Here is a 13,294-nt window from a genome sequence, read left to right as displayed (position 1 = left end):
GGGGGATAATGCCAAAACGTGCATTATCTTCTCTCTTTACCTGGCAAAAAATTTTAATGGGTCTAGCTTTAGTTATGATTGCAATTATTTTCTTACTTCCAATTTATCGATTAATAGCCTTAAGCATTCAGGTTGATGGATCCTTTAGCCTTGCGAATTATACGACGATTTTACAGGATAGTAAGACATGGTCAGTTATGGGAGATACGATTCTCATTGTGCTCGGATCTACTACTATTTCTGTAACGCTAGGCATTGTTTTTGCTTGGCTTGTAGCATATACCGATATTCGGGGAAAGCGACTAATGCAACTATTTATCATTTTGCCCTTTGTTATACCCTCTTATATTACGACATTGGCATGGACACAATTTTTCGGAGCAAATGGTTTATACGAAAAGTTAGCAGAACTTTTTCCCTTTTCATTAGGATCGGTTAATTTATATAGTATGGGTGGCATCATTTTTGTACTTGGATTTTCTCATTATCCACTCGTTTATTTACTTTCCATTAGTGTTTTTCGAAAAATACCACGTGAAGTAGAACATGCATCGCGTGTGTCGGGTGCCAGTAGCTGGCAAACCTTTCGACGAGTGACCTTACCACTAGCATTACCTGGGATAGCAAGTGGTGGTTTTCTAGCGTTTCTAGCCAATTTAGATAATTTCGGAATTCCAGCTTTTCTAGGAATTCCAGCAAAAATTGATGTGCTCAGCACCTATATTTATCAACAGGTTGTCGGTTTTGGTCCCACTGCTTTTGAACGTGCTTCCACACTATCCGTTTTGTTAGGTGTAATTGCTTTAATGGGGACGTTCCTGCAATGGCTTTTACTCAGAAAATCAAAGCGAATCGAAACAACAGTAGAGGATGAGAAGGCTAGATTTTTTTTAAGAAAATCAAAGGTCATCGTTGAAATCATATTATGGAGTTTTTTACTACTGACCAGCTTAGTTCCACTTTTGGCGATGGGAATGACCTCTTTACTTCCTGCTTATGGGGTAGATTTTACTTGGGATCATATCAGCCTGAAAAACTATCAATTTGTACTAGAAACGAGTCCAAAAGCGAAAAGAGCGATTGGCAATAGTGTTCAGCTAGCTGTCGTCATCACGATTATCGGTGTAATGATTGGAACAATGTTTGCCTATTTCCGTGTGCGTAAACCAAATAGGTGGAATCAATTATCGGAAATCGTGATAAGCCTACCATATGCATTGCCTGGAACGGTAATGGCATTATCCATGATTTTTGCTTGGATGGAGCCAATCCCTGGCTGGAATCCTGGAATCTATGGATCTGTGCTTATCTTATTTATTGCCTATTTTACAAGATTCCTCATTTTACAAGTAAGAGGGAGCATTACGGCAGTGTTACAGGTTGATTATACGATGGAAGAGGCAGCGATTGTTAGTGGTTCTAACAGTTGGGTGAAATGGAGGAAGATCTTATTACCATTATTGTTACCAAGTATATTAAGTGGTGCTTTTCTAGTTTTTTTGACAGCTTTAACTGAATTAACGGTTTCCTCTCTTCTTTGGTCTAGTAATTCAGAAACAATAGGTGTTGTCATTTTTGGATTTGAACAGGCTGGCTATACTACTTATTCGACGGCATTTTCTAGTCTGATCATTATTTTCATATTACTCGGCTTTTTTCTATTGTATATCACACAATTCTTATGGAATCGAAAGGTGGCTCGAACAAGATGACTATAAAGGTGCAAAGGCTAAGTAAAAGATTTTCTAGCTTTGAAGCATTACGTCACATAGATTTTTCTATAGAGAAGGGTGAATTCATTGCAATTCTTGGACCATCTGGCTGTGGAAAAACAACGCTACTACGGCTATTGGCAGGATTTTTATCACCAACAGAAGGAACGATTACCATTGGGGATCAGGAGGTTGGCAATCCAACGAAAACCTTACCACCTGAAAAAAGGAATATTGGAATGGTTTTTCAGTCCTTTGCTCTATGGCCACATTTAAATGTGGCAGAACATATTCGATTTCCTTTACAGCATCATCGATTTGTATCAGAGGAAATAAAGCAAAATCAGAAGAAACGCATGGGGGACGTGCTGAAAATAGTGGAATTAGAATCCTTCCGTACCAGGATGCCAAGTGAACTATCTGGTGGTCAGAAACAACGTGTCGCTTTAGCAAGAGCCATTGCTCCAAAGCCTGAACTGCTACTAATGGATGAGCCCTTAAGTAATTTAGATGCAGAGCTCAGAATGGAGATGAGAAGTGAAATTCAATCATTGCATCGATTGACGAATGCAACCATTTTATACGTTACGCATGACCAGAGTGAGGCATTAGCAATGGCAGATCGAATCATCGTTATGAATAATGGACAAATAGAACAAATTGATACACCTACAGAGATTTATCATCATCCTAGGACGCCATTTGTTGCGAAATTCGTAGGGAAGGCAAACTTAATGAAAGGGAAGTGGACGAAGGATTGTTTTACACCAGATTTGATCCCAAGTATTCAGTGGCCAGATATAGGAATAGAGCCAGATATGAAGCAATTAGGTTACTATCCGATTCGTCCAGAACAGCTGATCCTAACTAAGGAGCAGTCCTCCAATCAAGCTGTTCCAGCAGTGATTACATCGATACAATTTCAAGGAAAAGAAATGCATTACAATGTGCAGGTTTTAGGGGAGGAGTGGCAGATTCAAACAGGTCTAGGGGATCCATTCGATTTAGGTGAGCAGGTTTTTCTAGAGATAAAGCAGGAGGTTTTATTAAGTAGTACTCCAACACATATGCATTACGTCTATTAGAGCTAATTAATCGCTTTCAAAGTTAGGGTATGATAAACTAATGCTACCTTGTGGAGAGGAGAGGATCAGAGATGAAAAAAATAGAACTAGGAAAAAGTGGTTTGCATGCTAGTGAAATCTCATTAGGCTGTATGCGGATCGATCAGCTTTCGATACAGGAAGCAAGTCGTGTTATTGAGAATGCACTGGATCTAGGTATTGATTTCTTTGATCATGCAGATATATATGGTGGTGGAAAGTCGGAGGAAATATTTGCAGATGCGATTCAAATGAATCCACAAACGCGTGAAAAAATCGTTATTCAAACAAAATGCGGCATTCGAAAAGGATTTTTTGATTTTTCTAAGGAACATATTATAAGCTCTGTCGATGGTAGCTTAAAAAGATTAAAAACAGATTACATAGATGTTTTATTACTCCATCGCCCAGATGCATTAGTAGAACCAGAAGAGGTTGCAGAGGCATTTCATGAATTGAAGCAAAGCGGGAAGGTGCGCCATTTCGGTGTGAGTAACCATAATCCCATGCAAATTGAATTGTTGAAAAAATATGTAGAACAGGACTTAATTGCGAATCAGCTCCAATTAAGCTTAATGTTTACACCAATGATAGATGCAGGACTTAACGTTAATATGGAAGATGATCCAGCCATTGTTCGTGATGGTGCTATTTTAGATTACAGCCGTCTTCATGATATGACGATACAGCCATGGTCACCATTCCAGCATGGTTTCTTTGGTGGAGTTTTCGTGGACAATGATCAATTTCCCGAATTAAACAAAAAGTTAGCAGAAATAGCTGAAGCAAAAGGTGTATCGAAAACAACGATTGCTACTGCATGGATATTGCGACATCCTGCTCATATGCAACCAATCGTCGGTACTATGAACACAGAAAGATTGAAGGAAATTGCGAAAGCCTCCGATGTCTCGTTAACGCGAGAAGAATGGTATGAGTTGTATCGAACAGCAGGCAATCGTCTACCATAAAAAGCAGTCTAAATGAGAAAAACCTATGTTATGGAAGTAATCATAGGTTTTTCTTTATACCTTTGGAAAGTATAAAATTTCTGCAGAAATAATGCGACGAAGCGAAAATCCAAAGGATAAGAAAAGCTAACACATCCGCTTAAGGAGGAGCGAATGCGAGTTTTTCTAATGTTTTTAATGATCTTTTGTTTCTGCAATAATGGATAGTATCTCAGGTGGAAATACGACCTGATCGCTATGTTGGTCGAGAGTGTCAGCTGCTTTTATTTTGTTGACTTCCTTATGAATTCGCTCCATCTTCTCGTCTAACTCATTAGCAGATAGAGCTGCATCCTTCAATTCCTTCTGTAAGGGTTCTGGAATGACCTTATTATATTTATAATAAATTTTGTGTTCTAGACTTGCCCAAAAATCCATCGCAATCGTTCTAATTTGAATTTCTGTAAACACATTTTCCACTCTATCTGACATAAAAATAGGTATTTGGATAATTAAGTGCAGGCTTTTATAGCCATTAGGCTTAGGATTTTTAATATAATCCTTCTTCTGAATAACGGTAATATCCTTTTGCTGTTCAAGCATATCAGCAATACGATATATGTCGGATACAAAAGAGCAATTAATACGAATTCCTGCAATGTCATGAATATGTTCTCTAATCGTAGCAAGATCAAATGGTAGGTCTTTCTTTTGTACCTTTTTCATAATACTTTCGGGTGATTTCACCCGTGATTTGACATGTTCAATTGGATTGTAATCATGCATATACTGAAATTCCTGCTGAAGTATATTAATTTTCGTATTAACCTCTTCTAGTGCAAATTTATATGCCATCATAAAACGAGTTAATTCAACTTTTAGCTTTTTGATATTGCTGTAATCTAGGGGTGTATCCATTTAGTTAGTAGAACTCCTCTCAAATGACTGGTATCTATTACTATTATTACTAGCATGTGAATGAAAGTCAAAGGTTAGCTTCATTTACGGTTATATTGTTGGTTCCTAATAAAGAGAGCTGAGGTAGTCCCATAAATCGCTGAATACCTATGGCACATGCACCTACAACACCAGCTTTTCCACCAAGCTCAGAAACGGCTATCTTATGGTAATTCGATACAGAAGAAACCAAATGTTTATCTAGTTCTTCTAACGCATGTGGATAGAAATTTAAAATAGGACTGTTTAAGACAATCATTTCAGGATTATAAATATTAATAATATTATTTAAACCAATACTTACATCTGCTAACCAATCGTTGATTACTTTTATCGCGTCTTTATCTCGATTATCGACTAATTTCTCCAAATCTGCATGGGATGAAATGTTCACTGGAAGGACATGCTTTGCACGGTTCAACAGTGCTGGTTCAGAGGCATATCGTTCCCAGCAGCCCTCATTGCCGCAACGACAAGGCCTTCCTTTCGGATAAACAATCATATGCCCGATTTCGCCGGCATGTCCATTGTATCCCTTTTGTAAATTTCCATTAATAATAATTCCAGCACCAATTCCTGTAGATAATGTAATATTTAATAAATGATTGCTTTGATGGTAGTAAAAAACTTTTTCAGCATAAGCAGAAAGGTTTGCATTATTTTCTATATAGACGTTTTTTATACCTCTAGCCATCAGATCCTTCTTTAAATCCTTCTCTCGCCATTGATATTTTGGAATAAAATAAATCGTTTCATCTGTAGAAACAGTTCCATGAATACCAATCGTTACTTGTGCTAAACCATAGGTTGAATCAGCGAAAATTGTTTTATATTGGGAAATTTTATTTGCTAAAAGCTCAACTATCTCCTCATAAATATCGGAAAATAAATCGACTTTCTCAAAAAGGACTGTATCTCCTTTAAGATTCATCACATTAAATAGAATGTTTTCATAATCTAAATCGATCCCTAAAAAATACGCACTTTCTTCATTGATAGATAGTAAAATAGGTCTTCTACCTAAACCACTATGTTTTTCCTGTGTCTCAAAGATAAAATGGTCCTTGATTAAATCTCCAACCTGACTAGATATAGTTGCTTTATTTAAGCCTGTCTTCTTTGATAGATTCGCTCTTGAGATTTTTTTCTGAGTAAATATTTCCTGCAGGATCAGATCACGATTCATTTTTTTTATATAGGTTCCATCTCCTATCACGATTCTCCCCCTTTTTCAAATAGTTATTTGTTTAACGGATAAATTATAGATGTAAACTTATATTAAATGGAATTATAACAAATCAATGTAAAACTGGCTATAAATTCACAAGAAAGATGATAATTTGTTTACTAGATAGATTTAATAGAATTAAAATGATGAGCTTAACCGATTCGTTAATATAGAAAAAACAAAGGAAATAAGGTAATCTTAAAAAAATATTGAAATATAAAACGTTTTCATTTATAATGATCTCAACTAATTAATTTACCCAATAAACTAATGTGGGAGTTAGTTAATTTTAACAGATTGGAGAGGACAACATGAAGAGAAAGATATTTCTTATGTTTATTGTTATGGTAAGCGCTATCACGTTATTAGCATCCTGTAGTAATTCATCTGATAACAAGGAAGGAAGTAGTGGCGATAGTAGTGGGGAAACTATTACATTAAAGCTTGCTGAAAATCAACCAGAGGATTACCCAACAACTGTTGGAGATAAAGAATTTGCAAGATTAGTAGAGGAAAAAACAGATGGTCGTTATAAAATTGACGTATACGCTGGTGGACAGCTAGGGGATGAAGTGAGTGTTATCGAGCAGGTACAATTAGGTTCCATCGATCTCGCTCGGGTAAATGCCACACCCCTAACACAGTTTAATGATAAGATTGGTGTTCTATCCATGCCATTTCTATTTGAGAGTGAAGAGGAGAAATGGGAGAAATTAAATGGAGACATTGGAGAAGAACTACTTCAAACATTTGAAGGTACGAGCTTAGTTGGGTTAGCTTACTATGACTCTGGTGAACGAGCTTTTTATAACTCGAAACATCCGATTGAGAAGCCAGAGGATCTAGAAGGATTAAAATTACGTGTTCAACAATCTGATTTAGCAATTTCTGTTGTAGAGGCATTAGGAGCATCTGCCACACCAATGGCCTATGAGGAAGTTTACTCTTCATTACAAACAGGAGTCATTGATGGAGCGGAAAATAACTTCCCAAGCTATTACACGAGTAACCACTATGAGGTAGCTAAATATTATACGGTTAATGGTTATTCTGGAACACCAGAGATTGTTATTGGCTCTCAAAAGTTGTGGGATAGCTTAAGTGAAGAGGATAAACAAGCCTTCAAGGAAGCTGCAAAAGAATCGGTAGCTGTCCAACGAGAGGCGTGGACTGAATTAGTGGAAGAGTCCAAGCAAGCTGTAGAGGAAGCAGGAAGTGAATTAACAGAAATAGAAGATATCGCAGTATGGAGAGAGGCAGTTCAGCCAGTTTACGATGAATATGAATCGCAATATGGAGATTGGATTGAGAAGCTAACGAAATAGTTTTGTTAGCTAGAAGGAGGAAGATTTTATGAATCTTTTTAAAAAAATCGTTTCTCTACTAAACAAGATGCTAATTGGAATTGTTCTAACAATGCTTGGATCTATGGCGATTGTCATTATTATTCAAGTCTTTTCTCGGCAATTTTTCGATTACACTCCATCTTGGTCTGAGGAACTTTCTCGATTACTGTTAGTATGGATTAGCTTTTTAGGAATTGCTTATGGTGTAAAGGCAAGATTGCATATAGCCCTAGGTCTTGTTATCAATAAGCTACCTAAGTCGATTCAGCATCTATTTGATTATTTTTCGAAGATATTAATTATTGGCTTTGGGATCATGATGATCTATTATGGCTATCAGTTTGTTGTTCTAATGGGAGCGTCCACGATGCCTGGTACAGGATTACCAAGTAGTTTCCTATATGCAAGTATACCTGTGTCCGGCTTTTTCCTTACATTATATGGCGTGGAATTGTTATTTACTAAAGGGCTACACCAAGATTTAACAGAAGAGATAAGTGAGGTGTAAGAAGGATGGAAGTCGCTATATTAATAGGAAGCTTTATTATTTTATTATTATGTAGAGTCCCAATAGCACTTACGCTGATCTTGTCTTCCTTAATAACAGGAATGTATATGGATATAGATTTAGCCGCTATTTTACAACGTATGGTAAGTGGCGTGAATTCCTTTTCTTTATTAGCTATTCCATTTTTTATATTAGCTGGTGAGATTATGAATGAAGGAGGAATTTCTCGTCGATTGATCAATTTTGCGAATGTTATCATTGGGAAAATTAGAGGCGGTCTTGCTATGGTGAATGTATTGGCAAGTACTTTCTTTGGTGGTATTTCTGGATCAGCATTAGCAGATACCTCCTCTCTCGGTTCTGTTTTAATACCGATGATGAAGAAAAATGGTTATGATTCTGATTATTCGGTATCTGTCACGATTTCTAGTGCTGCACAAGGTGTATTAATCCCACCAAGTCATAATATGATTATCTATTCAACGGCAGCAGGTGGTGTTTCTGTCGGAGCCCTATTTATGGGAGGACTTGGTCCAGGATTACTTCTTGGGATTGCCTTGATGGTTTTAACTTATGTCATCGCAGTTAAACGAAACTATCCAAAAGGAGAAGTCATTGATCGTAAGGAGATCCCTCGTATTATGTGGGAAGGTTTACTAGGCTTATTAACGGTTGTTATTATTATGGGAGGAATTCTTAGTGGGTTCTTCACTGCTACGGAATCTTCCGCTATCGGAGTATTATACGCATTCATTATTACATTCTTTGTCTATCGGGAAATACCGTTAGCAAGAATGGGGGTTATCCTATACCGAACGTTTAAAACACTTTCAATGGTTATGTTTCTTATTGCTGCCTCTTCTGCATTTGGCTGGTTATTAGCATTACTTCAGGTGCCAGCAATGGTATCTGATTTCTTAATCGGTATCTCTCCAAATGATGCCATCACCGTTCTGTTTATAGTGATTATCTTACTTTTATTAGGTATGGTAATGGATATGGCACCATTGATTTTAATTACAACACCTATCCTACTTCCAGTGGCAACAACTGTAGGTATTGATCCTATCCATTTCGGAGTTCTGCTTATCATCTGTTTAGCAGTAGGTTTAGTGACACCTCCAGTTGGCTCTGTGCTGTTTGTAGGATCGGCAATCGGAAAAATTCCTATCGAAAAAGCATCCAAGGGAATGATCCCATTTTATGCGGCAATGATTGTCGTGGTCTTACTTGTCGCTTATGTACCTGAGATTTCACTATACTTGCCATCGATCTTTGAACCTTAATACAAGAAAAACTTTATCGATAGATCATAAAGAAAATAGCATACTAGAAAGACGAATGATAAAGATATTGTTGTCAAAATACGCAGACTCCTGCGGGAAAGTGAAGTATTTTGACAAAGCGGTGATGGAAACTCGTTTTAAAAGGCAAATAAAACGAACGATTTTAAAGGATCGTTCGTTTTTTTGCTTACTTTAATTACTTTTTTGTAGCCATGTTCATCATAAGAGCACTCTTAGTCAAAAAAACGGAAAAATAAAGCAATAGTAGTTATTTTTTTATCTAATCGTATACAATAGAATCAAAAGTATAATAGGTTAGGTGATGTTCATTGAAAAACTTTAAAGTGAACTATCGATTAGAAGGAGAAGCTGGCAAAATTAAGGCCCATTCCCATATTGAATATGAAATATATTTATTTCATAAAGGAACCTGTCGTTATTTGATCCATAATCAGATATACGATTTACAGCCAGGCGATATTTTATTAATGGACGGATTGGCACTACATAAACCGAATGTACCGATAAACAGTGAGTACATACGAAGCCATGTTCATTTTGCACCACATTCCATCGAAACATTACTTTCATCCTTAAATGCTTCTAGTTTATTAGACGTTTTTCACAAGCTTGGGCATTGCTTAATAAGGACAACAAACAAGCAAGAAGTGAATAAATTAGCTGGACTGATTAAACAAATGAGTGAAATTAATCATGAGCCTATGTCTAAACAAGAGCAAGAGTGGGAACTGAAGGCATTGCTTGTACAGGTGCTGATCATCGTCAATCGGCTTGGGAATACATCGTCCATTAAAGTGATATCAAAGAAATTGGATAAAACATGGCAGGCAGAAAGGATTGCAACATATATCCAACAGCATTTTCACGAAAAGCTCTCGATTGATAAAATCGCCACACAGCTAAACCTTAGTAAATCATATGTCTCGCACGTATTTAAGGAAATGACGGGTTTTACCGTGATGGAATATGTGATGGCATGTCGACTGAAGCAAGTTCAATACCTATTAGAAGTAGAAGAAAGAAAGACATTACAGCAAATTGCTGATGAGAGTGGATTTGAAAGCGTTTCACATCTAAGTCGATTTTTTAAGAAACAGATGGGCATCACTGCAAAAACGTATCGAATGGAACGATTAAAAATCTTTAAGGAGTGAGTCAAATGGCAAAGGTAAAATTAGGTGTTATCGGTCTAGGACAGCAAGGTAATGCGTACGCAAACTTTCTTCAAGAAGGTAAAATCTCCAATATGGAGCTTGGGGCTATTTGTGACCATGATCCACAGAAGAGGAAGCTGGCAGAGGAGCGCTACCCTGAAACCCCATTTTATGAAAATTATTTGGACATGTTAGAAAGTAAAAATGTCAATGCTATCGTAACCTGTGTCCCACACTATTTACACCCAGAGATGGGGATAGAAGCATTAAAGCGCGATATCCATGCATTATTAGAAAAACCAGCAGGTGTGTATACAAAACAGGTAAGAGAAATCAATGAATTCGCGAAGCAGAAGCCACATTTAACCTATGCAATCATGTTTAACCAGCGAACAAACAAATTGTATCAAAAAGTAAAAGAAATTATCGATAATGGAGAGATTGGCAAGATTCGACGGACAAATTGGATCATTACCACATGGTGGCGTCCACAGGGCTATTATGATCAAGGAACTTGGCGAGCAACATGGGATGGCGAAGGTGGCGGAGTTCTCGTTAATCAAGCCCCACACCAAATTGACTTAATCCAGTGGATTTGTGGCATGCCAAAAAAAGTGTATACAAAAGCTCAGTATGGATTCCAGCGTGATATACCAGTGGAGGATGATGTGACGACCATTTTTGATTATGGTAATGGCGCAACCGGTGTATTTATTACATGTACACATGATGTCATGGGCACTGATCGATTAGAAATCCTTGGGGACAAGGGGAAAATCGTCGTAGATAATAGTAAAAAAGTAAACATTAAGCGACTTTTGAAACCAGAAAGTGAAATGAGTGCTACGATGTCGATGCATGAGGTTTCCGAGATATTACGTGGAGACGGCCCTGGAGCAATTTATGAGGAAGAAATGATCGAGTTTGACAGTATGTGGGGTGGACAGCACCAAGCTGTATTAGAAAACTTTGCCGCAAACATTTTAGATGGAACGCCACTAATCGCTCCTGGTAGTGATGGAATTCATGGTGTAGAGCTAGCAAACGCCATGCACTTGTCAAGCTGGTTAAATCAGGAAGTAAGTATACCAATTGATGAGGATCTATACTTAGAGGAATTAACGAAACGACGCGAAGCAGAGAGAAAGTAGGTGCACCTATGCTTAATGTAGGGATAATTGGACTTGGGGATATCTCTTCTATTCATTTAAAGTCTATCCAAGCAATGGAGGATGCTCGGTTAGCTGCCGTTTGTGATTTAGATCTATCACAGAAGGAAAGGTTTGATGGAATACCGTTTTATTCGGATTTCGCTAAAATGCTAACAGAACAACCATTAGACTGTGTTCACATTTGCTTACCACATCACCTTCATTATTTGGCTACAAAAACAGCTGTAGAAGCTGGTGTGCATGTTTTGTTAGAAAAGCCATTAGCTCACTCCATCCAGGATGCCAAAGCTATCGTTGAACTGGAAGAAAATCATCCAAATATCAAAATTGGTGTCTGTCTACAAAATCGTTTAAACGAAACGGTAAAAGCATTACAACAAATGGTTTCGAGTAAAAAATATGGGCAAATCATTGGATTAAAAGGACTGGTGACATGGCATCGGCCTAAGGCTTATTATGATGCCAAACCATGGCGCGGTTTTCTTAAAACAGCTGGAGGTGGTGTAATGATTAATCAAGCGATCCATACGTTAGATTTAATACAGTTAGTTGGCGGGGAGATCGAATCCATTCGCGGTTCCATTGATCAATTATTAGATTATGAATATGATATTGAAGACACAGCTACTGCCTATATAAAATTTAACAATGGTGCTACAGGATTATTCTTTGCCACTGTTTCCAATGCACAAAATTCATCGATTGAATTTCAAGTAATGTTAGAAAAGGCTATATTAACGATAAAAGATAGTATACTAACCATCACGACAGAAGATGGGCAGAAAAAAAGGGTGACAGAAGACACAAAGCTACCTGGCTCTAAGTTTTATTATGGAGCTAGTCATGCCAAATTAATTGCCCATTTTTATCAGGAAATTCTTGGCGGTACATGTGATTACATACATGTTAGAGATGCTTTCGTTTCGATGGAAATGATTCAATTAATTCGTAATTCATCAGAAGCGAAAAAACCTATTACAATGGAGGTATTCCAATGAAAAAAGGGAAAATCGGTGTTCAAATGATGATGTTAAAAGGCAAGGTGGCTGAGAACGGAGCCTATCAAACAATGAAAAAGCTCCACGAGCTTGGCTTTCATTCTGTAGAGGTATCTCAAATACCGATGACACCAGAAAATGTAGAGGAAATGAGAAGAGCAAGTAAGGATTTTTCGATAACCATTACGTCTATAACAGCCCCTCTTGATGGAGATAACGAAAACCTAGAAGATAATTTTGAAAAGATTGTTGCCGATTGTAAAAGATTAGATTGTCAGTTTATTCGTATTGGAATGCTTCCTGTAACGATTATGGGAGATAAGGATAAAATAATGGATTATATCTCTCGTGCTGAGAAAATGGCACAGAGGCTTCATTCAGAGGGAATCTCTCTCTATTATCATACCCATCATATCGAGTTTGAGCGCTATGACGGAGAGTTTTTGCTCGATATCATGAAGGAAAATACGTCTTTATTAGGTTTTGAGTTGGATGTTCATTGGATTCATCGAGCTGGCGTAGATCCTGTTCAGCTTATACGGGAGTATAAAGGACGTGTTGCTCTTATTCATTTAAAGGATTATCGGATCGGAAATTTAGGTTTGACAGCAGAGGATTTACAGGACCGAAGCAAATTTCATAATAAATTTATCAATCTAATAGAATTCGCAGAGGTTGGTGAAGGAAATCTGAACATGCCAGCCATTATCGAAGCAAGTCTAGAAGCGGGTGCAGAGCAATTTCTTATTGAACAAGATGATACCTATGGACGGGACCCGTTTGATTGTTTACATGATTCAGCAGAGAATCTACGAAAAATGGGTTATGCCGATTGGTTTTAATAGTAAAATTCAGTGAA

At 37.4% G+C, this 13,294-nt stretch carries 12 protein-coding genes; 10 read left to right on the top strand and 2 right to left on the bottom strand.

All coding sequences use genetic code 11. The features are described 5' to 3' along the window. The first annotated feature begins 8 nt into the window (after positions 1 to 8). The 3 genes from DLJ74_RS05890 to DLJ74_RS05880 all read left to right on the top strand — a co-directional run bounded on the left by DLJ74_RS05890 (position 9) and on the right by DLJ74_RS05880 (position 3,786). Entirely contained in the window at positions 9 to 1,712 is a 1,704-nt protein-coding gene (locus DLJ74_RS05890; protein ID WP_245902269.1) for an ABC transporter permease, read from the top strand. Next, a complete protein-coding gene (locus DLJ74_RS05885) occupies positions 1,709 to 2,797 on the top strand; it encodes an ABC transporter ATP-binding protein (protein ID WP_109983730.1) in 1,089 nt (362 codons plus the stop codon). The genes DLJ74_RS05890 and DLJ74_RS05885 overlap by 4 nt, the downstream gene beginning before the upstream one ends. Positions 2,798 to 2,868: 71 nt before the next feature. Continuing rightward, complete coding sequence (locus tag DLJ74_RS05880) at positions 2,869 to 3,786, top strand: aldo/keto reductase (RefSeq protein ID WP_109983729.1); 918 nt, start codon at positions 2,869 to 2,871, stop codon at positions 3,784 to 3,786. A gap of 174 nt (positions 3,787 to 3,960) precedes the next feature. Here DLJ74_RS05880 and DLJ74_RS05875 read toward each other — a convergent pair whose 3' ends face one another. Together DLJ74_RS05875 and DLJ74_RS05870 are read right to left on the bottom strand one after the other, a co-directional pair. Continuing rightward, the gene (locus tag DLJ74_RS05875) at positions 3,961 to 4,683 is read right to left on the bottom strand and encodes a GTP pyrophosphokinase (RefSeq protein WP_109983728.1); all 723 of its coding nucleotides are present in this window, start codon (positions 4,681 to 4,683) and stop codon (positions 3,961 to 3,963) included. Between the two features lie 67 nt (positions 4,684 to 4,750). Continuing rightward, positions 4,751 to 5,938: an ROK family protein gene (locus tag DLJ74_RS05870; RefSeq protein ID WP_245902268.1), complete on the bottom strand. Its 1,188-nt coding sequence runs from the start codon at positions 5,936 to 5,938 to the stop codon at positions 4,751 to 4,753. Positions 5,939 to 6,261: 323 nt separating this feature from the next. Between DLJ74_RS05870 and DLJ74_RS05865 the strand changes: the two genes are divergently transcribed. The 7 genes from DLJ74_RS05865 (at position 6,262) to DLJ74_RS05835 (ending at position 13,277) form a co-directional block, all read left to right on the top strand. Continuing rightward, positions 6,262 to 7,275, top strand: coding sequence for a TRAP transporter substrate-binding protein (locus tag DLJ74_RS05865; RefSeq protein WP_109983726.1), 1,014 nt, complete (start codon positions 6,262 to 6,264; stop codon positions 7,273 to 7,275). Positions 7,276 to 7,303: 28 nt separating this feature from the next. Next, the gene (locus DLJ74_RS05860; RefSeq protein ID WP_054859744.1) at positions 7,304 to 7,804 is read left to right on the top strand and encodes a TRAP transporter small permease; all 501 of its coding nucleotides are present in this window, start codon (positions 7,304 to 7,306) and stop codon (positions 7,802 to 7,804) included. Positions 7,805 to 7,809: 5 nt separating this feature from the next. Further along, positions 7,810 to 9,090 carry a TRAP transporter large permease gene (locus tag DLJ74_RS05855; RefSeq protein ID WP_109983725.1) on the top strand — a complete coding sequence of 427 codons (1,281 nt, stop codon included), beginning with the start codon at positions 7,810 to 7,812 and terminating at the stop codon, positions 9,088 to 9,090. 329 nt (positions 9,091 to 9,419) lie between these two features. Next, complete coding sequence (locus DLJ74_RS05850; protein ID WP_109983724.1) at positions 9,420 to 10,265, top strand: AraC family transcriptional regulator; 846 nt, start codon at positions 9,420 to 9,422, stop codon at positions 10,263 to 10,265. A gap of 5 nt (positions 10,266 to 10,270) precedes the next feature. After that, positions 10,271 to 11,416 carry a Gfo/Idh/MocA family protein gene (locus DLJ74_RS05845; protein ID WP_109983723.1) on the top strand — a complete coding sequence of 382 codons (1,146 nt, stop codon included), beginning with the start codon at positions 10,271 to 10,273 and terminating at the stop codon, positions 11,414 to 11,416. A gap of 8 nt (positions 11,417 to 11,424) precedes the next feature. Beyond that, positions 11,425 to 12,435 (top strand): Gfo/Idh/MocA family protein, encoded by a 1,011-nt coding sequence (locus tag DLJ74_RS05840; protein WP_109983722.1) that lies wholly within the window; start codon positions 11,425 to 11,427, stop codon positions 12,433 to 12,435. After that, positions 12,432 to 13,277, top strand: a complete 846-nt coding sequence (locus tag DLJ74_RS05835; RefSeq protein ID WP_109983721.1) for a sugar phosphate isomerase/epimerase family protein — start codon at positions 12,432 to 12,434, stop codon at positions 13,275 to 13,277. Before DLJ74_RS05840 ends, DLJ74_RS05835 begins: the two co-directional genes overlap by 4 nt. Positions 13,278 to 13,294: the final 17 nt, after the last annotated feature.

Origin of the sequence: Gracilibacillus dipsosauri (assembly GCF_003176895.1) — a bacterium.
Lineage (GTDB): Bacteria > Bacillota > Bacilli > Bacillales > Amphibacillaceae > Gracilibacillus > Gracilibacillus dipsosauri.
The sequence above is the reverse complement of the archived record's forward strand: the minus strand, read 5'-3'. Positions and strand labels throughout refer to the sequence as shown.

Excerpts from the sequence above, each read along its gene's own strand:
- DLJ74_RS05890 (WP_245902269.1), top strand. The coding sequence starts at position 9 with ATGCCAAAACGTGCATTATCTTCTCTCTTTACCTGGCAAAAAATTTTA.
- DLJ74_RS05885 (WP_109983730.1), top strand. The coding sequence starts at position 1,709 with ATGACTATAAAGGTGCAAAGGCTAAGTAAAAGATTTTCTAGCTTTGAA.
- DLJ74_RS05880 (WP_109983729.1), top strand. The coding sequence starts at position 2,869 with ATGAAAAAAATAGAACTAGGAAAAAGTGGTTTGCATGCTAGTGAAATC.
- DLJ74_RS05875 (WP_109983728.1), bottom strand. The coding sequence starts at position 4,683 with ATGGATACACCCCTAGATTACAGCAATATCAAAAAGCTAAAAGTTGAA.
- DLJ74_RS05865 (WP_109983726.1), top strand. The coding sequence starts at position 6,262 with ATGAAGAGAAAGATATTTCTTATGTTTATTGTTATGGTAAGCGCTATC.
- DLJ74_RS05860 (WP_054859744.1), top strand. The coding sequence starts at position 7,304 with ATGAATCTTTTTAAAAAAATCGTTTCTCTACTAAACAAGATGCTAATT.
- DLJ74_RS05855 (WP_109983725.1), top strand. The coding sequence starts at position 7,810 with ATGGAAGTCGCTATATTAATAGGAAGCTTTATTATTTTATTATTATGT.
- DLJ74_RS05845 (WP_109983723.1), top strand. The coding sequence starts at position 10,271 with ATGGCAAAGGTAAAATTAGGTGTTATCGGTCTAGGACAGCAAGGTAAT.
- DLJ74_RS05840 (WP_109983722.1), top strand. The coding sequence starts at position 11,425 with ATGCTTAATGTAGGGATAATTGGACTTGGGGATATCTCTTCTATTCAT.
- DLJ74_RS05835 (WP_109983721.1), top strand. The coding sequence starts at position 12,432 with ATGAAAAAAGGGAAAATCGGTGTTCAAATGATGATGTTAAAAGGCAAG.